Origin of the sequence: Kitasatospora sp. NPDC004723 (assembly GCF_040609255.1) — a bacterium.
Lineage (GTDB): Bacteria > Actinomycetota > Actinomycetes > Streptomycetales > Streptomycetaceae > Kitasatospora.
Genome location: NZ_JBEXJT010000010.1, coordinates 77397 through 103264, shown reverse-complemented (window position 1 = coordinate 103264; position 25868 = coordinate 77397). Strand labels below are relative to the sequence as shown.

At 74.1% G+C, this 25868-nt stretch carries 23 protein-coding genes and 1 tRNA gene; 8 read left to right on the top strand and 16 right to left on the bottom strand.

Annotation, left to right across the window (positions count from 1 at the left end):
- Window positions 1-162 precede the first annotated feature (162 nt).
- Window positions 163-1176, top strand: coding sequence for a LacI family DNA-binding transcriptional regulator (locus ABZW10_RS13980; protein ID WP_355363843.1), 1014 nt, complete (start codon window positions 163-165; stop codon window positions 1174-1176).
- A 76-nt stretch (window positions 1177-1252) separates the two neighbouring features.
- On the opposite strand, the gene def is transcribed toward ABZW10_RS13980, so the two are convergent.
- From def to ABZW10_RS13940, 8 genes are all read right to left on the bottom strand, one after another.
- The gene (def, locus tag ABZW10_RS13975; protein WP_355363840.1) at window positions 1253-1864 is read right to left on the bottom strand and encodes a peptide deformylase; all 612 of its coding nucleotides are present in this window, start codon (window positions 1862-1864) and stop codon (window positions 1253-1255) included.
- A 51-nt stretch (window positions 1865-1915) separates the two neighbouring features.
- On the bottom strand, window positions 1916-2905 hold the full coding sequence (locus ABZW10_RS13970) for a hypothetical protein (RefSeq protein WP_355363837.1): 990 nt from the start codon (window positions 2903-2905) through the stop codon (window positions 1916-1918).
- Window positions 2906-3166: 261 nt separating this feature from the next.
- The gene (locus ABZW10_RS13965; RefSeq protein WP_355363834.1) at window positions 3167-4450 is read right to left on the bottom strand and encodes an HD domain-containing protein; all 1284 of its coding nucleotides are present in this window, start codon (window positions 4448-4450) and stop codon (window positions 3167-3169) included.
- Window positions 4451-4584: 134 nt separating this feature from the next.
- Entirely contained in the window at window positions 4585-6012 is a 1428-nt protein-coding gene (locus ABZW10_RS13960) for an HD-GYP domain-containing protein (protein WP_355363831.1), read from the bottom strand.
- Between the two features lie 366 nt (window positions 6013-6378).
- Window positions 6379-6750: a mycothiol system anti-sigma-R factor gene (rsrA, locus tag ABZW10_RS13955; RefSeq protein ID WP_355363828.1), complete on the bottom strand. Its 372-nt coding sequence runs from the start codon at window positions 6748-6750 to the stop codon at window positions 6379-6381.
- Entirely contained in the window at window positions 6747-7490 is a 744-nt protein-coding gene (locus tag ABZW10_RS13950; RefSeq protein ID WP_355364035.1) for a sigma-70 family RNA polymerase sigma factor, read from the bottom strand. The genes rsrA and ABZW10_RS13950 overlap by 4 nt, the downstream gene beginning before the upstream one ends.
- 239 nt (window positions 7491-7729) lie before the next feature.
- The gene (locus ABZW10_RS13945; RefSeq protein ID WP_355363825.1) at window positions 7730-8365 is read right to left on the bottom strand and encodes an alpha/beta family hydrolase; all 636 of its coding nucleotides are present in this window, start codon (window positions 8363-8365) and stop codon (window positions 7730-7732) included.
- A 74-nt stretch (window positions 8366-8439) separates the two neighbouring features.
- Window positions 8440-9198 (bottom strand): SOS response-associated peptidase, encoded by a 759-nt coding sequence (locus ABZW10_RS13940; RefSeq protein WP_355363823.1) that lies wholly within the window; start codon window positions 9196-9198, stop codon window positions 8440-8442.
- Window positions 9199-9331: 133 nt separating this feature from the next.
- Here ABZW10_RS13940 and ABZW10_RS13935 point away from each other — a divergent pair, with 133 nt between their 5' ends.
- The 5 genes from ABZW10_RS13935 to hisN all read left to right on the top strand — a co-directional run bounded on the left by ABZW10_RS13935 (window position 9332) and on the right by hisN (window position 13843).
- On the top strand, window positions 9332-10048 hold the full coding sequence (locus ABZW10_RS13935; RefSeq protein WP_355363820.1) for a M50 family metallopeptidase: 717 nt from the start codon (window positions 9332-9334) through the stop codon (window positions 10046-10048).
- Window positions 10049-10137: 89 nt separating this feature from the next.
- Entirely contained in the window at window positions 10138-11469 is a 1332-nt protein-coding gene (aroA, locus tag ABZW10_RS13930) for a 3-phosphoshikimate 1-carboxyvinyltransferase (protein ID WP_355363817.1), read from the top strand.
- Between the two features lie 16 nt (window positions 11470-11485).
- Complete coding sequence (rsgA, locus tag ABZW10_RS13925; protein WP_355363814.1) at window positions 11486-12541, top strand: ribosome small subunit-dependent GTPase A; 1056 nt, start codon at window positions 11486-11488, stop codon at window positions 12539-12541.
- Between the two features lie 153 nt (window positions 12542-12694).
- The gene (locus ABZW10_RS13920) at window positions 12695-13018 is read left to right on the top strand and encodes a multidrug efflux SMR transporter (RefSeq protein ID WP_355363811.1); all 324 of its coding nucleotides are present in this window, start codon (window positions 12695-12697) and stop codon (window positions 13016-13018) included.
- A gap of 27 nt (window positions 13019-13045) precedes the next feature.
- Window positions 13046-13843: a histidinol-phosphatase gene (hisN, locus tag ABZW10_RS13915; RefSeq protein WP_355363808.1), complete on the top strand. Its 798-nt coding sequence runs from the start codon at window positions 13046-13048 to the stop codon at window positions 13841-13843.
- Between the two features lie 135 nt (window positions 13844-13978).
- Here hisN and ABZW10_RS13910 read toward each other — a convergent pair whose 3' ends face one another.
- Complete coding sequence (locus ABZW10_RS13910; RefSeq protein WP_355363806.1) at window positions 13979-15457, bottom strand: catalase; 1479 nt, start codon at window positions 15455-15457, stop codon at window positions 13979-13981.
- 104 nt (window positions 15458-15561) lie between these two features.
- Here ABZW10_RS13910 and ABZW10_RS13905 point away from each other — a divergent pair, with 104 nt between their 5' ends.
- Entirely contained in the window at window positions 15562-15984 is a 423-nt protein-coding gene (locus ABZW10_RS13905) for a Fur family transcriptional regulator (protein ID WP_355363803.1), read from the top strand.
- 112 nt (window positions 15985-16096) lie between these two features.
- On the opposite strand, the gene ABZW10_RS13900 is transcribed toward ABZW10_RS13905, so the two are convergent.
- From ABZW10_RS13900 to ABZW10_RS13890, 3 genes are all read right to left on the bottom strand, one after another.
- Window positions 16097-18064 carry a sel1 repeat family protein gene (locus tag ABZW10_RS13900; protein WP_355363800.1) on the bottom strand — a complete coding sequence of 656 codons (1968 nt, stop codon included), beginning with the start codon at window positions 18062-18064 and terminating at the stop codon, window positions 16097-16099.
- A gap of 357 nt (window positions 18065-18421) precedes the next feature.
- Window positions 18422-18495, bottom strand: a tRNA-Met gene (locus tag ABZW10_RS13895).
- Between the two features lie 67 nt (window positions 18496-18562).
- Window positions 18563-21562, bottom strand: coding sequence for a UPF0182 family protein (locus tag ABZW10_RS13890; RefSeq protein ID WP_355363797.1), 3000 nt, complete (start codon window positions 21560-21562; stop codon window positions 18563-18565).
- A 261-nt stretch (window positions 21563-21823) separates the two neighbouring features.
- On the opposite strand from ABZW10_RS13890, the gene ABZW10_RS13885 reads away from it, so the two are divergent.
- Complete coding sequence (locus tag ABZW10_RS13885) at window positions 21824-22387, top strand: PPA1309 family protein (RefSeq protein ID WP_355363794.1); 564 nt, start codon at window positions 21824-21826, stop codon at window positions 22385-22387.
- A gap of 75 nt (window positions 22388-22462) precedes the next feature.
- Here ABZW10_RS13885 and ABZW10_RS13880 read toward each other — a convergent pair whose 3' ends face one another.
- The 4 genes from ABZW10_RS13880 to ABZW10_RS13865 all read right to left on the bottom strand — a co-directional run bounded on the left by ABZW10_RS13880 (window position 22463) and on the right by ABZW10_RS13865 (window position 25630).
- Window positions 22463-23539 carry a PDZ domain-containing protein gene (locus ABZW10_RS13880; protein ID WP_355363791.1) on the bottom strand — a complete coding sequence of 359 codons (1077 nt, stop codon included), beginning with the start codon at window positions 23537-23539 and terminating at the stop codon, window positions 22463-22465.
- A 67-nt stretch (window positions 23540-23606) separates the two neighbouring features.
- On the bottom strand, window positions 23607-23795 hold the full coding sequence (locus ABZW10_RS13875; protein WP_355363788.1) for a hypothetical protein: 189 nt from the start codon (window positions 23793-23795) through the stop codon (window positions 23607-23609).
- Window positions 23796-23980: 185 nt separating this feature from the next.
- Window positions 23981-24421 carry a molybdenum cofactor biosynthesis protein MoaE gene (locus ABZW10_RS13870; protein WP_355363785.1) on the bottom strand — a complete coding sequence of 147 codons (441 nt, stop codon included), beginning with the start codon at window positions 24419-24421 and terminating at the stop codon, window positions 23981-23983.
- 120 nt (window positions 24422-24541) lie between these two features.
- On the bottom strand, window positions 24542-25630 hold the full coding sequence (locus ABZW10_RS13865; RefSeq protein WP_355364032.1) for an NAD-dependent epimerase/dehydratase family protein: 1089 nt from the start codon (window positions 25628-25630) through the stop codon (window positions 24542-24544).
- Window positions 25631-25868 lie beyond the last annotated feature (238 nt).

Here is a 25868-nt window from a genome sequence, read left to right as displayed (position 1 = left end):
ACAGGCTAACGGATGACGGCATTCCGCTTATCGGGGCCGACGAGGGAACCGTAACGGCGATGAAACTGTTGCGCAATATGTTGCTAAGATCGTTTCATCCTGGTGCGCGACCTGTCGCACCGGGCTTTGTAAGATGCAGGCCGGACCAGACCGGAGGACCAATTGAGCGGCCCGTCACTGCGCGACATCGCCGCCCGGGCGGGCGTCAGCGCCGCCTCGGTGAGCAGGGTGATCAACGACCGGCCGGGCGTCTCCGACGACACCAAGGTGAAGGTCGCCGAGGCCATGCGGGAGCTCGGCTGGCAGCCCGACCAGGGCTACGACCCGCACCAGGGCGCGCTGATCGGCATCGTCGTCCCCGAACTCGACAACCCGGTCTTCCCGCTGCTCGCCTCCGCGATCGAGGTGCAGCTCGCCAAGCACGGCCTCACCGCCGTGGTCGGCACCTCCACCCGCCAGGGCACCGCCGAACTCGGCTACATCGACGTCCTGCTCCGCAAGGGCGTCTCCGGCCTGGTCCTGGTCTCCGGACGGCACGCCAACCCGAACGCCGACCACGGCTTCTACCGGCTGCTGCACGAGCGCGGCATCCCGATGGTGCTGGTCAGCGGCCGGGTGGAGGGCCTGGCCGTCCCCACCGTCGCCACCGACGAGGCGCTCGGCGCCCGGATCGCCGTCGCCCACCTGCGCGAACTCGGCCACCGCCGGATCGGCCTGGCCGGCGGCCAGGGCTATCTGCGCCCCTCGCTCAACCGCCTGGACGGCTACCGGCGGGCGATGCGCGAGCTGCTCGGCGGGGAGCCGCCCGCCGACTGGTACGCCGAGTCCGCCTACTCCATCGCCGGCGGCGCGGCGGCCGCCCGCCAACTGCTCGACGCGGACGTCACCGCCGTGATCGCCGGCAGCGACCTGATGGCCCTCGGCGTGGTCCAGGCCGCCCGCGAGGCCGGCCGCAGCGTCCCCGGCGACCTCTCGGTGATCGGCTACGACGACTGCTACCTCGCCGCCCACAGCAACCCGCCGCTCACCACCGTCCGCCAGCCGATCGACGAGATGGGCGCCGCCGTCGCCGACGCGCTCTGGCGCCAGCTGGAGGGCCACGGCGGCCGGGCCCGGGACTACCTGTTCACCCCCGTCCTGGTCGCCCGGGACTCCACCGCCCGCTCCCGCGGCTGACCCCGGACACCTGCCGGACACGCCGGAGGGCCGGTGAGCTGCTGCTCACCGGCCCTCCGTCAGCTTCCGGGCGGCGTCAGTCGTTCAGGACGGTCGCGTAGCGCGCGGTGCCCTCGGCCATCTGCCGCAGGGCGTCCTTGCGGTCCCGCTTCGACAGCTTGTCGATGTAGAGGAAGCCGAACAGGTGGTCGGTCTCGTGCTGCAGGCAGCGGGCGAAGAAGCCGGTGCCCTCGACCCGGATCGGGTTGCCGTCCTTGTCCTGGCCGGTCACCGCCGCGTAGTCCGGGCGGGGCAGCTCGGCGTAGGCGGTCGGCACCGACAGGCAGCCCTCGTTGCCGTCGTCCAGCACCCGCTTGCGGTCCTTCGGGAACTCCTCCAGCACCGGGTTGACCACGTGGCCGATGTGCCGCACGCCCTCGTCGTCCGGGCAGTCGTAGACGAAGACCTTGAGGTCCACGCCGATCTGGTTGGCGGCCAGGCCCACGCCCTCCGCCGCGTACATCGACTGGAACATGTCGTCGATCAGCGCGGACAGCTCGCCGTCGAAGGCCGTCACGTCCTTCACCTCGCGGTGCAGCACGGGGTTGCCGTAGACGGTGATCGGGCGCGCCGTGCCCTTGGAGAGGTCCGGCTGCTCGCCGACCACCTTCGGGGTCTCGTCGTGCTCGTGCTGGTCCTGCTCCGCCATGTCTTCCGCTTCCCTAGGCCTACGCGTACCGCACCAGGGTACTCAGCGCGCTCAGCAGACCTCTTCGAGATCCCGGTAGGCCCGGCTTCCCGGCGACGCGGCGGCCCAGCGGTCCAGCAGCACCCGCACCAGGTGCGCCGGGGCGGCGATCCCGCACTCGCGCTCGGCCAGCCAGGACATCCCGCCCGCGCCCGGGCTCAGGTGGCTGAGGTGGCCGGGGTGCGCGGCGTCCCCGTCGTCGTGCGGGTCGTGGTGGGCGGTGTGCCCGTCGTCCGAGGCCATCCGGCTCTCCGAGCAGGCCCGGCACAGCAGCCGCACCGAGGACGTCCAGTCCTCCGCCGCGTAGCCGGCGTCCGCGACCAGCCGCTCCAGCGCGTCCCGGTCCGCCTCGGTCGCCGCCTGCAGCAGGACCACGTACGTCGGCACCGGGGACGGCGCCCACAGCTCGATCTCGTCGAACACCGGGTAGGCGACCCCGTCGGTGACCCGCTCGCCGTGCGGGGCGCCGTCGTGCAGCACCACCTCGCCCCAGCGGCGGCCGGAGGACGGCAGCGGGATCGACAGCACCTCGATCCGGGCCGGGTCCAGCCGGCGGCCCCACACCACCTCGGACTCGCCGTCCGGGGAGAGCCGCACCGGGGTGGTCCCGAGGTCCAGGCTGACCGGCCCCTCCTCGCGCCCGCCCGGGCCACCGGGCAGCTTCAGCCCGTACGCCTGCCAGGCCCGGCGGGCCAGCGGCCAGTCCTGCAGCGCGGTCGCGGTGATGCCGAGGTTCCACCAGTCCGGGGCGCCCTGCTCGCGGTCCAGCAGCGCCACCGCCCGCAGCCCGGCCGCCCGGGCCTGCTCCCAGTCGCGGCGGAACTTGTGCAGCAGCGCCAGGTTGAACCACGAGTCCGACAGCCACGGCTCCAGGTCGGCCGCCATCACCAGCAGGGCGCTGGCGTCCTCGTAGCGGCCGTCGCCGATCAGCGTGAAAGCCCGGTCGGTCGTCTGCCGCCAGGTGGCGGACGGCCGGTGCCGTGCCCGGTGGAAGATCCTCACGTTCGTCCCTGCCGTCGTCGTCCGCTCAAGTCCCGCGACCGCTCCCGCGTCACGGGCCCGGTGTCCCGGGTCGGTTTTCCACGCTACGACCGCATCCAACCACGACGGCCGCCGCCCGCGCTCCCCACCGCCGGGGTTGCCCGGTTCCGTCCCGGCCCGTTTCCGGCCCCTCCCCCAGCCTGCCCGTCCGGCCCCGGCCCCTCAACCCCGGACGCCCCGCGGCCCGGCCCCGCCGCGGGCGCCGGAGCCGGGGGCGCGCGCTCAGCCGCGCACCCGCACCAGCGCGTCCACCACCCTCGCGTCGTACACCCGCCCCCGCTCCAGCCGCAGCGCCTCCAGCACCTCCAGCCGGCCCACCGCCTCCCCCACGCCGCGCCCCCGGGCCGCCGTGAGCAGGTCGTCGTGCGCGTTCGCCACCCGGATGATCCGCGCCGCCAGCGGCACCGGGCGCCCGCCGCCGTCCGGCCCGGGGAACGGGTCGGCCAGCCGGGCGACCTGCTCGGCCACCCGCCGCGGCACCCCGGTGCGCCGGATCACCTCGCTGCCCAGCCGGGCGATCCGCTGCTGCTCCTCGTCCGGCAGCAGCGCCGTCGCCCCGTCCGGCACCGGCTCCACCAGCGACAGCTGCCCGACGTCGTGCATCAGCGCCGCGTACTCCAGCAGCGCCAGCTCACGGGTGCCGAGACCCAGCTCGCGGCCGACCGCGCACGCCGTGTCGGCGACCCGGCGGGCGTGCCCCGGCGGCGTGTACCCGGCCACCTCGGTGGCCTTGGCCAGGCTGGCGATGGTCTGCCCAGTGGTGGCCCGCACCGCCGCCGCCCGCCGGAACGACACCTGGGCCAGCAGCAGCGGCGCGCAGAACAGCGGCAGCGCCCACAGCCCGACCTCCCCGGCGGCGAGGCTCACCAGCATGCCGGTGGCGGCGATCGCCGTACCGACCCCGAACAGCGAGCGCAGCTCGTCCTCCAGCGCCGCCGGGAACCGCAGCCCGCCGCGGGCCCGCCGCAGCAGCGCCGCCAGCACCGCGTCGCAGAGCGTGGCCAGCGCGGCCACCGCCGTCAGGAACGCGCCGTACGCCGGGCCGTCGGCGGAGAACCGGTCGACCACACCGCTGTTGTAGAGCGGCTGGAACACGGCGGCCGCGAAGCCCGCCCCGAGCAGCCGGCGCGCCGCACCGTCCCGCCGGGCCCGCTCGTGCCACGGCGCCGGCCCGGACCGCCCGGACCCTCGCGCACCGGCCGCCGCCCGGCCCGCCGCCGGCAGCAGCGCCAGCAGCAGGCCGACGCCGGTCACCGCCACCACCTGGAGCACCCCGGGCCCGGCCGGCAGCCCGCGCAGCGGCCCGAGCAGCGCGTACGCCAGCGCGCCCGCCGCCCCGATCGGCGCCTGCTCGCGGTCGCCCGGAAGAGTGATCCGCACACACTCGCCGAGGGCGATCAGCGCGGTGAAGGCCAGCGCCACCCCCGGCTCGGCCGGACCGCGCACCGCCACCGCCCCGAGGGACGCCGCCAGCAGCGCGAGCGCCGCACCGTGCACGGCGCACACCGCGCCGGCGCACCCCAGCCGCGCACCCGCACGCCCGGCGCCCGGCTTCCGGCGCGCGCCTCCCGGTGCGGCCGACGCGCCCGGCTTCGCGCCGCCCGGCCGCTCACCGCCCGACCGCTCACCGTGCCGGGTGCTCATGAGGGCCCGGTCGTCGGCACGCCGCCACCCTGGGCGGGCACCCCGCGCGGGGCCGCCCGGGGCGCCGGTTCGGGCACGCCGAGCGGGATGTCCGGCACCGCCGTGATGCAGTCCGGGGGCGGCAGCACCGGCTGCCAGTCGTGCACGGCCAGCGCGTCCACCAGCGCCCGCACCATCACCGGGTCGAACTGGCTGCCCGAGCAGCGCTCCAGCTCGGCGACCGCCTCGGTGACCGGCCGGCCGCGCCGGTAGGACCGGGTGGAGGTCATCGAGTCGAAGGCGTCGGCGACCGAGATGATCCGGGCGAACTCGGGGATCTGCTCGCCGGCCAGCCCGGCCGGGTAGCCGCGGCCGTCCATCCGCTCGTGGTGGTGCAGGATCCCGGCGTGCGCCTCGCCGAGGAAGGCGATCCCGCGCACCAGCTCGTACCCGTGCACCGGGTGCACCTCGACGGCCCGGCGCTCCGCCTCGGTCAGGGGACCGTTTCTGCGCAGCAGCTCGGTGGCGACGCCGAGTTTGCCGACGTCGTGCAGGATGCCCGCGTAGCGCAGGGTGCGCAGCCGCTCGGCCTCCATGCCCAGCTGATCGGCGATCAGCACCGCCGCCCGGCCGACCCGTTCGCTGTGGCCCCGGGTGTAGGCGTCCTTGATCTCCACCGCCTGGACCAGCGCCCGGACGGTCGCCTGGTGGGCGTCGCGCTCCCGGTGCCCCTGGGCGAACACCCACGCCGAGACGGACAGCGGCAGCAGGGCCAGCAGCGCCGCGAACGCGCCGTACGGGCCCTGCCACAGCACGGCGAGCATCAGCCCGCCCGCCGCGTGCAGCAGCACCGGCACCCATGCGGCGGCGGACGCGTCGCGCAGCAGCTCGGCCGGCCGCCGGCCCTCCGCCAGCACCCGCATGCCGCCCACCAGAACACCGTTGACCAGGCAGAACGCCCCGAGCGCGGCAAACGCGGGCAGCAGCGCGGCCGGGAACCGGGAGCCGAGCAGCAGCTGTGGACCGGCCAGCAGGTGGAACACCGCCGAGGCGGCGAAGGCGGACAGCGCGAGCTGCGCGCCGTTCCACGCCTGGCGCCGCCGGCCCTCCGACTCGGCGGCCCCGAGCAGCGCGGCCGGGACGGCCACCAGCCCGGCGGCGGCCGGCGGCAGCATCAGCACCCCGGCGAACAGCACCGGGAAGAAGGCGTTGACTCCGGGCCGCACCGGCCGGCGCGGTCGCAGCGGCGGACGGCGCAGCAGCAGCCACGCCAACCGCAGGCAGGGCGTCGACAGGCCCTGGGCGAGCGACTCCCAGCAGGTGTGCAGGAAGGCCAGCAGCCCGACCTTCGGCCAGTCCACCGGGGCACCCAGCCAGTGCGCCCCGGGCACCGGGGCCGGTAACGGCAGCAGCGGCAACAGGCAGCACAGCGCCACCGCCGGCACGGCCACCAGGTAGCGCGCCGCGCCCGGCGGCAGGTCCGCGTCTCCACTGTCGGTAGCGATGGTGATATCGACCTCCCCGCGTGCCGGCCCGCGTCGCCCTGGCCCGCCGTCCCGGGCCGCCGGCCGCCCGCGCTCGCCGAGGCGGCGGCGTACGGGCGGCGGTGAGCGTCCGTCAGGAGGATAGGACGCCGCTCCCGCGCCGGGACGCGTGATCGCGCAATGCCGCTGCTGGCACACCGCCAACTCACCCGAACGAGTGACGGTGTGCCAGGGCCGCCGGGGACGCGGACAGACGACGGCCCCGGGAGCATCCGCTCCCGGGGCCGTTCACGTCCACATCGTCCGGTGTGCGCCGTCCGCCGCGCCTCAGGTTCCGGCCGCCGCCTCCGCGGCACGGCCCGGACCGGCGGGCTCACCGGCCGACTCGGCGTGCACCTCGACCGTCGTCTCGACCGCGACCACCACCGCCTCGCCCGACCGCTGCCCGGCCCGGATCGAGTCGATCCTGGCCAGCACCTTGCCGCGCAGGTCGGCCGGGGTGTCGTCGCAGCCGCAGGAACGCTTGATCAGCGCCTTGATCGCCTGCTCCAGTCCGTACTGCTTCAGGCAGGGCGAGCACTCCTCGAAGTGCACGCGCAGCTTGACGCAGTCGCCCTCGGCCATCTCGTTGTCGAGGAATTCGTAGAGGTGGTCGAGGACCTCGCCACACTCGGTGTCGTGCGGATCGCCGCAGCTCATGAGCCCGAGCCCTTCGCTTCCTGCCCTGCCCCGCTGCCGGCCGGGACCAGCCCGCGCTCACGGGCGTAATCCTCCAGCATGCCGCGCAACTGACGGCGGCCGCGGTGCAGCCGGGACATCACCGTACCGATGGGAGTACCCATGATGTCCGCGATCTCCTTGTACGCAAAGCCCTCTACGTCCGCGAGATAGACGGCGATGCGGAACTCCTCCGGGATGGCCTGGAGGGCGTCCTTCACATCGCTGTCCGGGAGGTGGTCCAGGGCCTGGGTCTCCGCCGAGCGCAGACCCGTCGACATGTGCGACTCGGCCCGGGCCAGCTGCCAGTCCTCGATCTCCTCGGCGGCGGTGCGCTGCGGCTCCCGCTGCTTCTTGCGGTACGAGTTGATGAAGGTGTTGGTGAGGATGCGGTACAGCCACGCCTTGAGGTTGGTGCCCTCGCGGAACTGGTGGAACGACGCGTACGCCTTCGCGAACGCCTCCTGCAGGAGGTCCTCCGCGTCGGCCGGGTTGCGGGTCATCCGCAGGGCGGCCGAGTACATCGGGTCCAGGTAGCCCAGGGCGTCGCGCTCGAAGCGCTCCCGCCGGGCCTCCTCGCTCTCCTCCGCCGACACCCGGAAGGTGTCCTCACCGATCGCCTCGGCCAGCTCCTCACCGGTGAGCGCCTCGCCCGCGGGCCGGCCCTCCTCCGGGCCCCGGCCCGGCTCGGCCTCGTGCTCGGTCCCGACGACCGGACCCACCTCCTCGGCATGACGGACACGGCCCACGGCGGGCCGCCCCGAAAGCGAGGATATCGGGCCGACGGGCTTCTCGCCCGCCGCCGGCCACTCCGGCCAGGACAGCGCGAAGGCCTCGCGCTCGTCCGGTCGCTCGGGGCACGCGATCGAACCCATCTGCCCTGCCTTCCACCGGGACGCCAACTGACGACCGTCACAACCACGCGGGCCCCGCCCGCATTCCCGGGCCCCGGTGACCGGTCTCACACCACCCGCAGCACCCAGTCACCGACCGCCGAGACGATCAGGTCCAGCAGCTCCCGCTGCCCCACCGCCGCCCGCTTCGGCACCTCGAAGCCGTGGTTGCCGACCGGCAGCGCCACCAGCTCGTGCGAGTCCGGCAGCTCCGGGAACTCCGCGGGCCCGCCGAACGGATCCGCCGCCCCCTGCACCACCAGCGTCGGCAGCCCCGACCCCAGCAGCTCCTCGGCCCGGCTGCGCTCCGGACGGCCCGGCGGGTGCAGCGGGAACGCCAGCGCCACCACGCCCACCGCCCCGCTCTCCGCCCCGGTCCGGCAGGCCACCCGCGCCCCGGCACTGCGCCCGCCCACCAGCAGCGGCAGACCCGCCCCGGCCAGCCGCCCGGCCACCGGCACCCAGCCCGCGTCCAGGGTCTTCGGCGCCGGCGCCACCTTGCGCCCCGCCACCCGCCAGGGCTGCTCGACCAGCGCCACCGACACCCCGCGGGCCGGCAGGGCGGCGGCCAGCGCCGCCAGGTCGCGTGCCTCGATCCCACCGCCGGCGCCGTGCCCCAGGGCCAGCACCGCCCGCGGCGCGGACGCCGGGTGCAGGGTGATCCGGGCCTCCCCGGCGGGCGTGGTCACCGACTCGGTGGTCACGGGGGCCGATTTCACGGCGGTCACGGCGGCGGTCCTCTCGGTGGTGCGCGACGGCGGTCGTCACAACAGGGTCGTCAGAACAGGGTCGTCTCGTACTCGGCCTCGGTGTACGGCGCGGTGAGCCCGGCGTGGTCGTTGCGGATGCTGCCGACGTCCGGCGACACCGGCGTCACCCGCAGCGCGCCCGGCGGCGGCGGTACCAGCAGCCGCCGCAGCTCCTCGGACCCGCCGTCGTCCAGCCCCGGGTCCAGCCAGGCGTCGAACGATCCCGGGTCCAGGAACAGCGGCATCCGCTCGTGGATCGGCGCCAGCAGCTCCTCGGCCTCGGTCGTCACGATCGTGAACGTCACCAGCCAGCCCTCCGGATGGTCCGAGGGCACCGCCCGGTTGCGCCAGAACTCGTACAGGCCCGCCAGCGCCAGCGGAGCGCCGTCCGCCCGGGAGACGAAGAACGGCTTCTTGCGCGCCCGGCCCCGCTCCCCCGGCACGGTCTGCCACTCGTAGTAGCCGTCCACCGGCACGACGCACCGGCGCGCGGCGAACGCCTGCCGGTACGACGGCTTCTCGTGCACCGTGTCCGCCCGGGCGTTGATCATCTTCACCGCCGCCTCCGGCGAGCCCGCCCACTGCGGCACCAGCCCCCAGCGCAGCACCCGCAGCTGGCGCACCGGCGCGGGCGCCCCCTTCGCCAGGCGCTCCAGCACCACGAAGGCGCTCTGCGTCGGCGCGACGTTCCAGCTCGGGTCCAGCGTCTCGGCCGGGTCCCACTGCTCGACGCCGAACAGCTCGACGACGGACTCGGGCCGGGTACTCGCGGCGAAGCGACCACACATACCGTCAGCTTGCCACGGCCCCGCCCGCCCCGGGCCCCCGCCCGCCCGCAGAACCACCCGCCCCGGGCCCGCCGTCCTCCCCATGGCAGGCTGCCGTGCGCAGGAAGCGGCCGAACCGAGGCGGAGGAGAACCATGGACGCCAGGACCCTCGACGAGCTGTGGACCGCCGTCACCGGCCCCCAGCCCGACCCGCCCGGCTGGCTCGCCCTCGCCACCGGCGCCACCGCCCTGCTCACCGTCCTCGCCCGCCCGCTGTGGCGGATCGCCCGCAACGCCGTCACCATCGCCCACGAGGGCGGCCACGGCCTCGCCGCCCTCGCCACCCGCCGCAGGCTCGCCGGCATCCGGCTGCACTCCGACACCTCCGGCCTCACCCTCTCCTACGGCCGCGCCACCGGCCCCGGCATGCTGCTCACCCTCGCCGCCGGCTACACCACCCCCGCCCTGCTCGGCCTCGGCTGCGCCGCCCTGCTCGCCGCCGACCGGATCACCCTGCTGCTGTGGCTCGCCGTCGCCCTGCTGCTCGCCCTGCTCGTCCGGATCCGCAACGCCTTCGGCCTGTTCACCGTGCTGCTCGCCGGCGGCGCCTTCTTCCTGGTCTCCTGGTTCGGCTCCCCCGGCGTCCAGGCGGGCTTCGCCTACCTCGGCACCTGGTTCCTGCTGCTCGGCGCCGTCCGCCCGGTCCTCGAACTCCAGCGCCAGCGCCGGCACGGCGAGGCGCACGACTCCGACGCCGACCAGCTCGCCCGGCTCACCGGCATCCCCGGCCTCGCCTGGATCACCCTCTTCCTGGTCACCGCCCTCGTCTGCCTCGCCCTCGGCGCGAGCTGGCTGCTGAGCCCGCTGTGACCGACCGGGGCCGGTCGGGGCCGGTCGGGGCCCGCGGACCGCACCCTCGGGTAACAGGACGGTTCCCGTACGGCCCCTAGACTTGGCCCATGACCGAGACCCTGTGGCCCGCCCCCGTCGCGACCACCCCCGTGGACGCCACCGTCACCATCCCCGGCTCCAAGTCGGTCACCAACCGCGCCCTGCTGCTGGCCGCACTGGCCGACGGTCCCGGCTGGGTGCGCCGCCCGCTGCGCAGCCGCGACTCCCAGCTGATGGCCGACGGCCTGCGCGCCCTCGGCGTCACCATCGAGGAGCAGGTCAACAACGACACCGGCGGCACCGGCGGCGGCGAGGCCTGGCGGGTCATCCCCGCCCCCGTGCTGCGCGGCCCCGCCTCGGTCGACGTCGGCAACGCCGGCACGGTCATGCGCTTCCTGCCCCCGCTCGCCGTCCTCGCCGACGGCCCGGTCCACTTCGACGGCGACCCGCGCAGCCACGAGCGCCCCCAGCACGGCGTCATCGACGCCCTGCGCGCGCTCGGCGCCCGGATCGAGGACGGCGGACGCGGCACCTTCCCGCTCACCGTGCACGGCACCGGCGCCCTCGACGGCGGCACCGTCGAGCTCGACGCCTCCGCCTCCTCCCAGTTCGTCTCCGCGCTGCTGCTCTCCAGCGCCCGCTACAACAACGGCGTCGAGGTCCGGCACGTCGGCGGCCCCGTCCCCTCGCTGCCGCACATCCGGATGACCGTCGACATGCTGCGCCTGGCCGGCGTCCAGGTCGACGCCCCCGAGGACGGCGGCGAGAAGGACGTCTGGCGGGTCACCCCCGGCGCCCTGCTCGGCCGCGACCTGGTCGTCGAGCCCGACCTCTCCAACGCCGCGCCGTTCTTCGCCGCCGCCCTGGTCGCCGGCGGCCGGGTCACCGTCCGCGACTGGCCGAAGCACACCACCCAGCCCGGCGACCAGCTGCGCGACCTCTACACCCGGATGGGCGGCAGCTGCGCCTTCACCGACGAGGGCCTGCGCTTCACCGGCACCGGCCGGATCCACGGCATCGAGGCCGACCTGCACGACGTCGGCGAGCTCACCCCGGTGATCGCCGCGGTCGCCGCCCTCGCCGACTCCGAGTCCCACCTCTACGGCATCGCCCACCTGCGGCTGCACGAGACCGACCGGCTGGCCGCCCTCGCCAAGGAGATCAACGGCCTCGGCGGCGACGTCAGCGAGACCGAGGACGGCCTGCGGATCCGCCCGCGCAAGCTCACCGGCGGCGTCTTCCACACCTACGAGGACCACCGCCTGGCCACCGCCGCCGCGGTGATCGGCCTCGCCGTGCCCGGCGTCCAGGTGGAGAACGTGGCCACCACCGCCAAGACCCTGCCGGACTTCCCCGCCATGTGGGACGAACTGCTCGCCGGACCGGTGGCGGGCGGCTGAGCGGGGGACTGGGCACATGCGCCGCTACGGCAAGGACGCCGACGAGGACGACATCCGCAACCGCCCCGCGCGCCGGGGCTCCCGGCCGCGGACCCGGATCCGGCCCAAACACGAGGACGCCGCCGAGGCGATGGTGCTCACCATCGACCGCGGCCGGCTGACCTGCCTGGTCGACCCGGGCACCAAGCAGGAGCACGAGGTCGTCGCCATGAAGGCCCGCGAGCTGGGCCGCAAGGGCGTGGTCGTCGGCGACACCGTCTCCCTGGTCGGCGACCTCTCCGGGGACACCGACACCCTGGCCCGGATCGTGCGGGTCGAGGAGCGCACCTCGGTGCTGCGGCGCACCGCGGACGACGACGACCCCTACGAGCGGATCGTCGTCGCCAACGCCGAGCAGCTCGCCATCGTCACCGCGCTGGCCGACCCGGAGCCGCGGCCCCGGCTGATCGACCGCTGCCTGGTCGCCGCCTACGACGCGGGCATGGAGCCGCTGCTCGTCCTCACCAAGGCCGACCTGGCCCCCGCCGAACCGCTGCTGGAGTCCTACGCGCCGCTGGGCATCCAGTACGTCGTCACCCGCCGCGACGAGCTGGAGACCACCGGCGCCGAGGCCGTCCGCGCGCACCTGCGCGGCCTGCGCACCGTGTTCATCGGCCACTCCGGCGTCGGCAAGACCACCCTGGTCAACGCCCTCGTCCCGGAGCGGCAGCGGATCACCGGCCGGGTCAACGCCGTCACCGGCCGCGGCCGGCACACCACCGTCTCCGCGCTCGCGCTGCGACTGCCGCCGCCGCCCGGCGCCAAGCCCGGCTCGAAGAAGGCACTGGACGCGGGCTGGGTGATCGACACGCCCGGCTTCCGCTCCTTCGGCCTGTCGCACATCGACCCGTCCCGGGTCATCCACGCCTTCCCCGACCTGGAGCCCGGCACCGAGGGCTGCCCGCGCGCGTGCAGCCACGACGAGCCGGACTGCGCGCTGGACGCCTGGGTGGCCGACGGGCACGCCGACCCCGCCAGGCTCTACTCGCTGCGCCGCCTGCTGGCCAGCAAGGAGGCCCGCGAGGGCGACTGACGGCCGGCGCCGGGCGGTTTCCGCATTCGAGGTGTCACGGCGCCCTCTCCTGGTGATCATAGGAAAGTCGGGCCGGATCACGGCCCGGCCGGCCGACCGGTCCCACCGACCGGCCGCGCCGCCCGGTCCGCCGACCGACAGGGAGAGCACGCGATGGCATGGGCCCTGGTGATCCTGGCCGGTTTCCTGGAGACCGGCTTCGCGATCAACCTCAAGCTCAGCGAGGGCTTCACCAAGCTCTGGCCCACCATCAGCTTCTGCGTCTTCGCCCTCGGCAGCTTCGGCCTGCTGACCCTCTCCCTGAAGACCCTCCCGGTCGGCCCCGCCTACGCGGTGTGGACCGGCATCGGCGCGGCCGGCACCGCCATCTACGGCATGATCTTCCTCGGCGAGTCCACCTCGGTGCTCAAACTCGTCTCGATCTCCCTGGTCATCGCCGGGGTCATCGGCCTCCAGCTCAGCGGATCCGCGCACTGACGGAGGCGGAACGCTAGGGTTTCGACCATGGCCGACTACCACGACGACCTCCGACTCGCCCATGTCCTCGCCGACTCGGCCGACTCGGTCACCCTGGACCGCTTCCGCGCGCTCGACCTGCGGATCGAGACCAAGCCCGACCTGACCCCCGTCAGCGACGCCGACAAGGCCGCCGAGGAAATGGTGCGCGGCGTCCTGCAGCGGGCCCGCCCGCGCGACGCGGTGCTCGGCGAGGAGTTCGGCCTGCAGGGCTCCGGCCCGCGCCGCTGGGTGATCGACCCGATCGACGGCACCAAGAACTACATCCGCGGCGTCCCGGTCTGGGCCACCCTGATCGCGCTGCTGGAGGACGGCCCGGACGGCGTGGAGCGGCCCGTCGTCGGCATCGTCTCCGCCCCGGCGCTGAACCGCCGCTGGTGGGCGGCCAAGGACCTCGGCGCGTTCGCCGGCCGCAGCCTCGCCAAGGCGGGCCGGATCCACGTCTCCGGCGTCTCGCGGATCGAGGACGCGTCCTTCTCCTACTCCTCGCTCACCGGCTGGGAGGAGCGCGGCCGCCTCGACCCGTTCCTCGACCTCACCCGGGCCTGCTGGCGCACCCGCGCCTACGGCGACTTCTGGTCGTACATGATGGTCGCCGAGGGCGCGGTGGACATCGCCGCCGAGCCGGAGCTGTCGCTGTGGGACATGGCGGCGAACTGCATCATCGTCGAGGAGGCCGGCGGGCGCTTCACCGGCCTGGACGGCATCCCGGGCCCGGGCGGCGCCGACGCCGTCGCCTCCAACGGCCTGCTCCACGAGGAGGCGCTGCGCCGCCTGAGCGTCTGATTCTCCGCTCGACCTGCCTGGGGATTCTTCGAAGGATCCCCCTCACGTGGTGCGGGCCCCGGGTGCCGGTTCTCCGTCGGCACTCGGGGCCCGCTGCTCGGCGGGGCCCCTCACCGGGCCCCGCGCCGGGGTGCGTCAGCGCTGCTTGCGCAGCTCCCGCACCGCCGTCTCCAGCCGCTGACCGAAGTCGGCGTCGGCCTTGCGGAAGTTGCCCACCGCCCGCTCGACGATGTCCTCGCGGTCCGCGGAGACCTTGGCGATGAAGCCGGACAGGTTGCCGATCAGCCGCTGCTTCTCGTCCTCGCCCATCAGCCGGTAGAGGTTGCCGGCCTGCACGAAGTCGTTGTCCTCGGCGTGCGAGGGGGCCTCGTGGTTGCCGGTGGCACCGGCGACCGGCAGCGGCGCCCACAGCGGGCGGCCGGTCTGCACCGGACCGCCGAAGCTGTTCGGCTCGTAGTTCTTGCGGCGCCCGTGACGGCCGTCGTACAGGTGGCCGTCCCGGTGGTTGGTGAGCGCCTCGGTGGCGTGCGGGCGGTTCACCGGCAGGTGGTCGGCGTTGACGCCGACGCGGTAGCGGTGGGCGTCCGCGTAGGCGAACAGGCGGCCCTGCAGCATCTTGTCCGGGGACGGGCCGATGCCGGGCACGAAGTGCGACGGCGAGAATATCGACTGCTCGACCTCGGCGAAGATGTTGTCGGGGTTGCGGTTCAGCTCCAGCTTGCCGAACTCGACCAGCGGGTAGTCGGCGTGCGGCCAGACCTTGGTCAGGTCGAACGGGTTGAAGCGGTAGTTCGCCGCGTCCGCCGCCGGCATGATCTGGACGCTGACCGTCCAGGTCGGGAACTCGCCGCGCTCGATGGCCTCGCGCAGGTCGCGCTGGTGGCTGTCCGGGTCCTCGCCGGCGAGCTTGTTGGCCTCGTCCTGGGTGAGGCTCTTGACGCCCTGGTCGGTCTTGAAGTGGTACTTCACCCAGAAGTACTCGCCGGCCTCGTTCTGCCACTGGTAGGTGTGCGAGCCGAAGCCGTCCATGTGCCGGTACGAGGCCGGGATGCCGCGGTCGCCGAACAGCCAGGTCACCTGGTGGGTGGCCTCGGGCGACAGGCCCCAGAAGTCCCAGACGTTGTCCGCCTCCTGCGAGCCGGTGTACGGGTCCCGCTTCTGGGTGTGGATGAAGTCGGGGAACTTGCCGGCGTCCTTGATGAAGAACACCGGGGTGTTGTTGCCGACGAGGTCGTAGTTGCCCTCCTCGGTGTAGAACTTCAGCGCGAAGCCGCGCGGGTCGCGCACCGCGTCCGCCGCGCCGAGGTTGCCGGCGACGGTGGAGAAGCGCAGGAAGGTCTCGGTCTGCTTGCCGACCTCGGAGAGGAAGGCGGCCCGGGTGTACGCGGTGACGTCCCCGGTCACCGTGAAGGTGCCGTAGGCGCCGGCGCCGCGGGCGTGCACCACGCGCTCCGGGATGCGCTCGCGGTTGAAGTGCGCGAGCTTCTCGAACAGCTGCTGGTCCTGGATCAGCGCCGGACCGCCGACACCGGCGGTCTCGGTGTTCTGGTTGTCGGCGACGGGGGCACCCGCCTCCGTGGTGAGGGTGGGGCGCAGCTCGTCCTGGGTAGTCATGTGAGGGGCCTCCGCGTGATCAGGTCGTGACGAACCGATCCTAACTTGGACTTTGTCTAAGTCAACACTGGAACCAAACTCGGAGTGTCACTTACCCTGAGTCCATGAGTGACCTCCTGGAGAGACTGCGCGGACGTGGATGGCGGCTGACCTCGCAGCGCCGGGTCGTGGCCGAGGTCCTCGACGGCGAGCACGTCCACCTGACCGCCGACGAGGTGCACGCCCGCGCGGTCGAGCGGCTGCCCGAGATCAGCCGCGCCACCGTGTACAACACCCTCGGCGAACTCGTCGGCCTGGGCGAGGTGTTGGAGGTCGCCACCGACGGCCGCGCCAAGCGCTACGACCCCAACGCCCACCACGCGCACCAGCACCTGGTCTGCTACGGCTGCGGCGCCATCCGCGACGTCCACCCGCAGGGCGACCCGCTGGCCGCGCTGCCCGCCGCCGAGCGGTTCGGCTTCACCGTCTCCGGCGCCGAGATCACCTACCGCGGCCTGTGCCCGGACTGCTCCGCCGCCACGCCCTGAAGCACGGTCACGCCCTGAACCACCGCCGCGCCCCGAACCGCCCCCGCGCGCACGGCGCACCCGCCGGAGCACACGCCTCCGCACCCGCCCCCGTGTCCGGCCGCGCGCCCGGCTACGCGCTCAGCTCCGCGTGCAGCGCGCCCAACAGCCGGCCCGCCCGCTCGGCCACCTCCGCCGGACCGTAGTCCGCGGCCCGCCGGCACCAGCCCTCCGCCAGCACCGGCTCGCCCCGGCGCAGCGCCAGCAGCGCCAGCCGCAGCGCCGCCCGCCCGTGCCCGGCGTCCGCCGCCCGGGTGTACCAGAGCATCGCCTCGGCCTCGTGGTCCTGCCGGGCCAGCAGCAGCCCCAGGTTGAACGCCGCGCTGCGGCTGCCCGCCTCCGCGGCCCGCCGGTACCAGCTCTCCGCGATCTCCAGCGCGCCCCGCTCGGCCGCCCGCACACCCATCCGCACCTGCGCCCGGCGGTGCCCGGCGTCCGCCGCCAGCGCGTACCAGTGCTCGGCCTCCGCGTCCGCGTCCCCCCGCCGGTCCAGCACCGACGCCAGCCGGAACGCGCCCTCCGTCGAACCGCCCGCCGCCGCCTGCCGGTAGCGCTCCAGCGCGCCCGCCGCGTTGCCGCGCTGCTCCTGCACCACCGCCAGCTGCAGCGCCGCCTCGCCGTGCCCCTCCGCCGCGGCGCGCGCGTACCACTCCTGCGCCTGCCGGTGCTCCCCGCGCCCGGCGTGCAGCACACCCAGGTTGAACGCGCCGTCCACGCTGCCCGCCTCGGCGGCCTTGGAGAACCACGGCTCGGCGCCCGACTCGTCGCCGCGCTGCAGCAGCACCACGGCCAGCGCGTTGCACGCCTCCCGGTGCCCGGCGTACGCGGCCCGCCGGTACCACTGCTCGGCCTGCTGGGCCCGGCCCGCCCCCGCGCACAGCAGGCCCAGGTTGAACGCGCCGTTCTGGTCGCCGGCCTCCAGCGCGCTGCGGTACCAGTGCTCCGCCCGGGCGGCCTCGCCGCGCGAGGCGTGCAGCGCGCCCAGCGCGTTGGCCGCGTTGCCGTCCCCCGCCTCGGCCGCCTCCTGCCACCACTCGGCGGCAGCGACGAGGTCCCCGCCGTCGCGCAGCAGGTAGCCCAGCGCGCACGCGGCCCGCGGCTCGCCGTTCTGCGCCGACTGCCGGTACCAGCGGGCCGCCTCGTCCAGCAGCGACTGCTCGCCGCCGGCCCGGTCCTCCAGCAGCACGCCCAGGCGCAGCGCGGCGCGGGCGTGGCTGCGGGCGGCCGCGATCCGGTACCAGGCCTCGGCGGTCTCCTTGTCCCCGGCCGCCTCGCGCATCCGGGCCAGCCGGTAGGCGGCCTCCCGGTGCCCGGCGTCCGCGGACACCTTGAACCAGCGCTCGGCGCGCACGTCCCGGCGGTGCTCCATGAGGTCGCCCAGCGCGTAGGCGCCCAGCGGGTGGCCGTGGTCGGCGGCGAAGTGCAGCCAGTACTCGGCGGCCTCCTCCTCGCCCTGGTCGCGCAGTTGCAGGCCCAGCGCGTGGGCGGCGGGCGCGCTGCCGGCCACCGCCGCCTGCCGCCACCACTGGGCGGCCTCGGCCCGGTGGCCCCGCTGGTGCAGCAGCACGCCGAGGTTGTTGGCGGCGGCGCGCAGCCCGGCGGCGGCCGCGGCGCGCAGGTAGGGTTCGGCGTCCTCCAGGTCACCGCGGCGCAGCAGCAGGGTGCCGAGCCGGGCGGCGGCGTCCGGGTCCCCGTCGTCGGCGGCGCGCCGGTGCCGGGCCTCCAGGGCGGCCTGCTCACGGGCGGCGAGCGCGGTCTCGAAGCTCGCCGAGTCGAAGCCGGTGTCGCCCTCGACTCCGGCGACGGCGGGGGCGTCGGCCGGTGCGCCGCGCGGGCCCGGGGCGGCGGCGAGGCCGCCGGCCGGGACGTGCACCAGGGAGTCCGGGCCCCAGCCGCCCGCGGGGCGGCGCTCGGCCAGGCCGCTGGTGCGCTGGGCGGGCAGGGCGCCGGGCTGCCGTTCGGGACTCTCCGCCCAGGCCTCGGTGTCCGCCTCGGTGGTCGCCGGCTTCGCCCCTGCCCCGTTCCTGCCGATCAGCCTCATGCCGACTCCCACTCCCCCCGAGTGTCGCGGCGCCGTCCTCCGGCCCGGGGCCGGAGGGACCCCACGGGGAGCGCGCGGACCCGACGGCCGGTCAGCAGCCGGGCAGCGTCCCCCGTGTGTCCCATCGTCGCATCACCCGCAACCCGCGTACACCTGCCCCGGCCGATTTCGGCGGGGCGGACCCGAAGCCGACGAAATTGCTTCGGCGCTTTGTCGATTTCCCGACACTTGGCCCCCACAAACCCCGCTGCCGTCGTCCTCGGCGACGCTCGATGGTACCGGAGCGCCCCGGCCCGCCCGCGCGCGCAAACGCCGAAGGCCCGGAGGAAGAATCCTCCGGGCCTTCGTGCTACTGAGTAGCGGGGACAGGATTTGAACCTGCGACCTCTGGGTTATGAGCCCAGCGAGCTACCGAGCTGCTCCACCCCGCGTCGGTAGTTGAACCATAGCACGGGCGCGAGGTGGAACCGAAATCGGTTACCGCGGGATCGTCGCAGCTCAGGGGCCGCTGCTCGGGGCGGGTGAGGCCGGCGGGGTGGCCGGGGCGGTCGCCGGCGGGGTGGCCGGCGCCGTGCCGGTCGCCGTCGGGGCCGGGGTGATCCCGGCCTTCTGCTCGGCCGCCTCGACCGCCTTGAGCGCGTCGTTGAGCGCCTTCTGGGCCTGGCCCCAGGCCACCCAGTCGCCGTTCTTGAACGCGGTCTGGCTGTCGTTGTTGGCCTTCACCGCGTCGGAGATCGCCTTCTGCAGCTCCGGCGTCACCGCGCCGCCCGGCGTCGGCGCGGTCGGGGTCGTCGGGTTGGCGGGCGTCGTCGGCGCGGTCGGGCTGGTCGGCGTGGTGCCGGGTGCGGTGGGCGTGACCGGCGCACCGGTCACCGCGCCGCCGAGCACCTTGGCCAGCGCCTTCTCCAGGTTGTCCTCCACCGCGACGACCGCGTTCTCGTTCCCGTACGTCGCCAGCACCTTCTTCAGCACCGGCACCTTGGCGCTGCGGCCGATGAGGTAGACCGGCTCGACGTTCAGCAGGCCCCCGCCGACCGGCAGGGTCAGCAGGTTGCCGTACTCGATGTCGGAGTCGGTGCCGGTCTTCAGCAGGGTCAGCTGGTTGGCGACCAGCGGGTCCGAGTTGAACTTCGCCTGCACCTGCTTGGGACCCAACGCCCCGGCACCGGTCGGGATCTTGGCGATCCGGATCTTCCCGTAGTCCGGGCCCGGGTCGGCGCTGACCGACATGAACGCGGCCAGGTTGTCCCGGCCCTGCGGCGCGAAGGTCGTGGTGAGCGAGAACGTCGCGTCCTGCGCGTCCGGCATCCGGACGGTCAGGTAGTACGGCGGCTGCACCTCGTTGGTGTTGGTCGTCGGGTCGGTCGGCACCTGCCAGATGTCCGTGCCGTTGAAGAAGCCGCCGGCGTCGGTCATGTGGTACTCGGCGAGCAGGTCGCGCTGCACCTTGAACATGTCCTGCGGGTAGCGCAGGTGGGGCGCCAGCTCGGACGGGATGTCGGCCTTCGCCTTGACCGTGCCCGGGAACGCCTTCATCCAGGTCTTCAGCACCGGGTCGTTCTCGTCCCACTGGTAGAGCGTCACCTCGCCGGTGTACGCGTCCACGGTGGCCTTGACCGAGTTGCGGATGTAGTTGACCTGGTTCGCGGCGGTCAGCAGCTCACCGCGCTGGTTGGTCAGCGAGTCCTTGGTGGCGTCGCCCAGGGTCGTCTTCGAGGAGAACGGGTAGCCGTCCGAGGTGGTGTAGCCGTCCAGCACCCAGACGACGCGGCCGTTCTCGACCACCGGGTACGGGTCGGCGTCGATCGACAGCCACGGCGCGACCTTCTCGACCCGCTCCTTGGGCGTGCGGTCGTAGATGATCTTCGCGCCGTCCCGGATCGCGCTGGAGTAGAGGATCTGCGGCTCGGCGAACTTCACCGCGTAGGCGGCGCGGGTCAGCGGGTTGTCCAGTCCGACGCCGCTGCCGCCCTCGTAGGTGGAGTGCACCGGGGTGCCGTCCTCGGCGGTGTAGTCGATGTCCTGGTAGCCGCCGCCGACGATCGAGTACGTCGACGTCTTCTCGCCGTAGTAGATCCGCTGCTGGTAGTCGCCGAACGCGCCCTTCGTCGGCAGCGCCGACTCGGTGTAGACCGGGTTGCCGTTGGCGTCCACCTGGTTGCCCTTGGCCGCGATCACGCCGTAGCCGTGGGTGTAGTTGAAGTGGTCGTTGATCCAGTTCCGCTGGATGCCGTTCAGGTCCAGCTCGCGCACGCCCAGCACGGTGTCCTGGTCGCCGTACCGGTCGACGTCCAGCGACTTGGGGAACGCGTAGTACTTGCGCAGCGCCTCGTTCTGCTGGAACGTCGGGCCGACCACGTTGGGGTCCAGCAGGCGGATGTCCGAGATGGTCTGCGCGTCCGGCTTCAGCGCGTCCGCGTTGGTGCCGTTCGCCGGTTCGTACTGGACGACCTGGCTGTCGGCGATCCCGTACGCCTCACGCGTCGCGTCGATGTTCTTCTGGATGTACGGCGTCTCCTTGGCCTGCTCGTTCGGCTTGACCTGGAACTGCTGCACGATCGCCGGGTACACCCCGCCGATCAGCACCGCCGACAGCACCATCAGGCCCAGGCCGATCAGGGCCGGTGCCCAGGTGCGGCGCACCGGGGTCAGGAAGAACAGCACCGCGCAGATCACCGCGACGAAGAACAGGATCGTCTTCGCCGGCAGGAACGCGTTCGCGTCCACGTACCGCAGGCCCGTCCAGCCGGTCACGCCCTTGTACGTACCGGTCTTCACCGCCAGCCCGTACCGGTCCAGCCAGTACGCCACCGCCTTCAGCAGCACGAACACGCCCAGCAGCACCGCCAGGTGCCCCTGCGCGCCGACGCTCGCCCGCCGGCCCGGCCCCTGCAGCCGCAGCCCGCCGTACAGGTAGTGCACCAGCGCCGAGGTCAGCAGCGAGACGATCACCGCGCTGAACGCGAAGCCCAGCAGGAACTCGTAGAACGGCAGGTCGAAGGCGTAGAACGAGACGTCCTTGCCGAACTGCGGGTCCTTGGTGCCGAACGACGTCCCGTTCGTCCACAGCAGCCAGGTCCGCCACTGGCCGGAGGCCGCGGCGCCCGCCACCAGCCCGATCACCAGCGAGATCCCGAGCAGCGCCCAGCGCTTGAACGGCGCCAGGCCGGAGCGGTAGCGGTCCAGGCTCTGCTGCTCCACCGACATCGCCGACAGCGGCGGCCGGAGCCGGTGCGCCAGCCACACGTTGAAGCCGACGATCACCGCCATCAGCACGCCGAACACCGCGAACAGGCCGATCTTCGTCCACAGCTGGGTGGTGAAGACCGACGAGTAGTGCACCGACCTGAACCAGAGCCAGTCCGTCCAGAAGCCGGCGAACATGACGAACAGCAGGAACAGCACCGCGAGTACGCCCAGGGTCAGCAGGAGCACCCGCGCCCGCCGGGAGGGGGGTCCTACTCTTCGCCGGAACCCCGGTCCTGAGCGTTCCGGCATCTGGAATACCACGGTGGCACCTCAGCTGTGTCGTCTTGGGTCAGTCGGTCTCCAGTGCAACTTAACCAGTCTTTGGCCGAGTTCCCACCGTTAGCAGACGGTTACGACAACCCCTCCCCCGGGACCCCGCGACAACCCCTCCGTCGCCCCCTCCCGCGGGCCGTCCCACCGGCCGTCCCACCGGCCGTCCCACCGGCCGTCCCACCGGCCCGGAGCGCCCGGGCGCCACGCACCGGGCGCCCGGCGTGTGAGGATTGAGACATGTCCGATGGATCCAACCTCCCCGACGACGTCTCCACCCTCCCGGCCGGCAGCCCGCTGACCCGGGCCGCGCTGGAGATCGACGAGTACGCCGCCACCCTCGGCTGGGACCTCCCGGCCCGCCTCTTCGCCCTGGTGGACAGCACCGCCCTGCGCAAGGCCGACCCCCGCATCGCCGAGCAACTCGGCCTCGCCGACAGCAACGAGCCCGGCCTCACCCCGGTCGAGCAGGACGAACTGCCCGCCGGCATGGAGCTGGACAAGTTCCTCGGCACCATCGCCTGGCCCGACGCGGTGGCCGGCTGCGCCCTGGTCGTCGAGCGCCTGATGCTGCCGCCGGGCGCCGAGCAGTCCCGCCCGCGCAACGCGAGCGACGCCCAGCTCGCCGAGTGGGTGGCCAACCACCCCAAGCGCGAGGAGGTGCGGATCACCGCCGCCGTGCTGCGCGACGGCAGCAAGGAGATCGCGCTGCGGCTGCGCTCCAAGGACACCGCCCGCGAGGTGCTGACCGGCCCCGAGCTGGTGCCGGGCCTGACCGAGGCCCTGCTGGCGACCTTCGCCTGAGGCGCCCGCACGGTCCCGCGCGGTTCGGGCCCGCGGGGCGCGGGCCCACGAGGTCCGGGCCTTGCGGGTCCGGACCTACGGGGTGCAGGACGGCAGCGCGGAGGTCTGCCCGGAGCGGATCTGGTCCAGCGCCTTCAGCGCGCCGTCCAGCGTCTCCACCTTGATCAGCTTCAGCCCGGACGGGGTGTTCTTGCTGGCCTCCGCGCAGTTCGAGGCCGGGGCGAAGAAGTACTCGGCGCCCGCGTCCCGGGCGGCGATCAGCTTCATCGCTATGCCGCCGATCGGACCGACCTCGCCCTCGTCGGTGATGGTGCCGGTGCCGGCCACGAACTTCCCGCCGGTCAGGTCGCCCGGGGTCAGCTTGTCGATGATGCCGAGCGAGAACATCAGGCCCGCGCTGGGCCCGCCGACGTCCTGCAGCCCGATGTCGATCCGGAACGGGTAGGTGTGCCGCAGACCCGGGCGGATGCCGACCATCGCGGCGCCGGTGTCCGACGACTTCACGGTCGGGACGGCGATGTCGGTGCGCACCCCCGGCTCGGCCGAGCCCTCCTTGACCCGCGGCACCACGGTGAAGACCGCCTCCTCGCCGGGCTGGTGCCGGGTGACCGCCTTGGCGACCGCCTCCGCGTCGGCGACCGGAGTGCCGTCGACCGCGACGATCTGGTCCCCGGCGTGCAGCCGGCCCTCCGCCGGGGCGCCGGCGGTGACGCTCTGGACGATCAGCTCGCTGCCCATCGGGATGCCGAGCTGGCTCAGCGCCGCGGTGCGGGCGTGGTCCTCGGAGAGCGCGAACTCCTCGGCGTTCTGCCGCTTCGCGTCGGCGTCGCTCTGGCCCTTCGGGTAGACGTTGTCGTGCGGCACCACCAGCACGTCGTCGCGCAGCCAGCCGACCACCGCGTTGACCAGGCTCGGCTCGTACTTGGCGCCGGTGACCTGGACGGTCGTCATGTTGAGGTTCCCGCTCGCCGGGAAGGACTCGTGGCCGGTGATGGTGATCACCGGGGTCCCCGTCTTCTCCTGCACCCCGAGCGTGTTGTACGTCGGGCCCGGGCTCATCTCGGTGTACGGCACCTTCATCAGCACCGAGGCGCAGAGCAGCGCTATGAGCAGCAGGGTGGCGGCGAGCATCGTCGCAGAGCGGCGTGGCATGCCTCGACAGTACGGGACGCGCGTGACGGCGCGCCCGGCGGCCCGGACCCCACCGGCCCCCGGGCCGCTACCGCTCCCGGCGCTCGCGCGGGTCGCCGCCCGCGGTGGTGCGTTCCATCGCGGCCATGAACCGCTGGTGCTCGGCCAGCGAGGCCGGGTCCCCCGTCGCCTTCGGGGCCCGCTGGGCCCAGATCGCCCACACGGCGGCCAGCGCCCCGGCGACGCAGGGAATGCTCAACCAGGCGAGTACAGCCATCTCGGTACTCCCAGTTCGTCGTGTCTATGAGCAGATTAACCAGTCCGGCGGACAACGCCGCGGGCGCCGTCCGGGTTACGGCGCCGCCGATCGGCTCACTTCCAGGGAGTATCCGGCGCAGCGTCCCACACCCGTTCGAGTGAGCGGACGGCGCGCCTGCACGACACGGGGGGTCCGGCGGGTGCTCAGCAGTCGCCGGCGCCGACCCACTCCTCGCCGCCGTCCGCGAACACCTGGTGCTTCCAGATCGGCACCTCGTGCTTGAGGTCGTCGATCAGCCGGCGGGCGGCGGCGAACGCCTCGCCGCGGTGCGCGCACGACACCGCGACGATCACCGCCTTGTCGGTGATCCCCAGCCGGCCCACCCGGTGCACCGCGGCCAGCGCCCGGACCGGGAAGTCGGCGACGACCTTCTCGGCGACCCGGCGCAGCTCCCGCTCCGCCGACGGGTGGCAGCTGTACTCCAGCACCGAGACCGGCCGGCCGCCGTCGTGGTCGCGGACCGTGCCGACGAAGACCGTCGTCCCGCCGGCCGCGTCGTCGCCCACCGCCTCGTACACCTCGTCGAGCGAGAGCGGGGTGTCGCGGATCGCGAGCAGGCGGATCGGATCGTGGTTCTCGGGCATGCCCCCCATGATTGCCCATCCCGCTCGGGCGGGGACACGCCCCTTCCGCCCCGCGACGACGGGCCCCCGCCACGGCGGGGGCCCGCTCAGAACCGGGGCCGGCTCAGGACCCGGGCCGGCTCAGAACCGGCGCCGCCTGCGCGCCCGCCGCACCAGCGCCGCCGTACCCACCAGCGCCACCGTCGCCCCCGCCGCGCCCAGACTCGTCGCCGCCTCCTTGCCGCCCAGGCGCCGACCCGCCACCGCGTGCTTGCCCTCCACCTGCGCCAGCAGCTCCGCCAGCACCTCCTCGTTGGTGTGCGCCGGACGCCAGCCCGCCTCGTGCAGCCGGCTCCCCGACACCACCCACGGGTACATCGTGTACGCCAGGTCCCCGGCCGGCGCCGGCGTCAGCCCCAGCCGGTGCAGCCGCGCCGCCGTTCCCAGCGCCAGCGAGGCCGGCAGCTCCATCCGCCGGATCCCCGACAGCCGCTCCACGTCCTCCTGCTCCAGCCAGCCGTCGCAGCCGACCGTCACCTCGCCCTCGACCAGGCCCAGCGCCGCGTACTCCAGCGCCGCTGCCAGATCGTCCACGTGGCAGAACTGCCAGCACGGGCGCGAACCCGCCACCACCAGCAGCCGCGGTGCCTCGAAGTGCCGCGTCAGCACCGTGTCCACCCCGGGGCCCACCACCACCGCCGGCCGCAGCACCGTCACCTGCAGCCCCGGGTGCGCCCGCGGCGCCCGCCGGGCCAGCCGCTCGATCTCCAGCAGGTCCCCGACCAGCGAGGCCTCCTCGGTCGCCCGCAGCTCCGAGTCCTCCGCCAGCGGCACCTCGTTGTCCGCCAGCGCGCCGTAGACCATCGCCGAGGTGCACAGCACCACCCGGTGCACCCCGGCGGCCGCGGCCGCCGTCAGCACCGTCTGGGCGCCCCGCACGTTGTAGGCGCTGCGCGCCCGCGGGTCCGACTCCATGCCGAGGTCCATCGCCAGGTGGACCACCACGTCCACCCCGGCCAGCCGCTCGGCGACCGCCGGGTCCCGGACGTCCAGGACCCGCCACTGCACCCCCGGCACCTCACCGCGCCGGTCGTCCACCGCCAGGACCCGCTTCACCCCCGGCGAGGCCACCAGCCGGGCCGCGACCCGTTCGCCGAGTACCCCGGCGGCGCCGGTGACCGCCACGGTCAGCGGTCTTCCGGCATAGGCTGGAGGCGGCGACGCCGTGATGTCCGGGGCGTCCTCTCCTCCGGTCAGCCCAGAGCGAACGTCCGAGGGCGGGGAACTCACCGGCCATCCTCCACGGTTAGCTTATGTGCGTACGTACGTGTGTCACGTACGTCCATCCTGCCCGAGGCGAAGGCCCGGCGGTGCACCCGGCGCGGGCCAGCCGCGCGGGAGCCGCCCACCGGCCGGGAGTCCCCCCACTCCACCGACCGCCCCGGGCACGCAGACTTCACCGCCACCA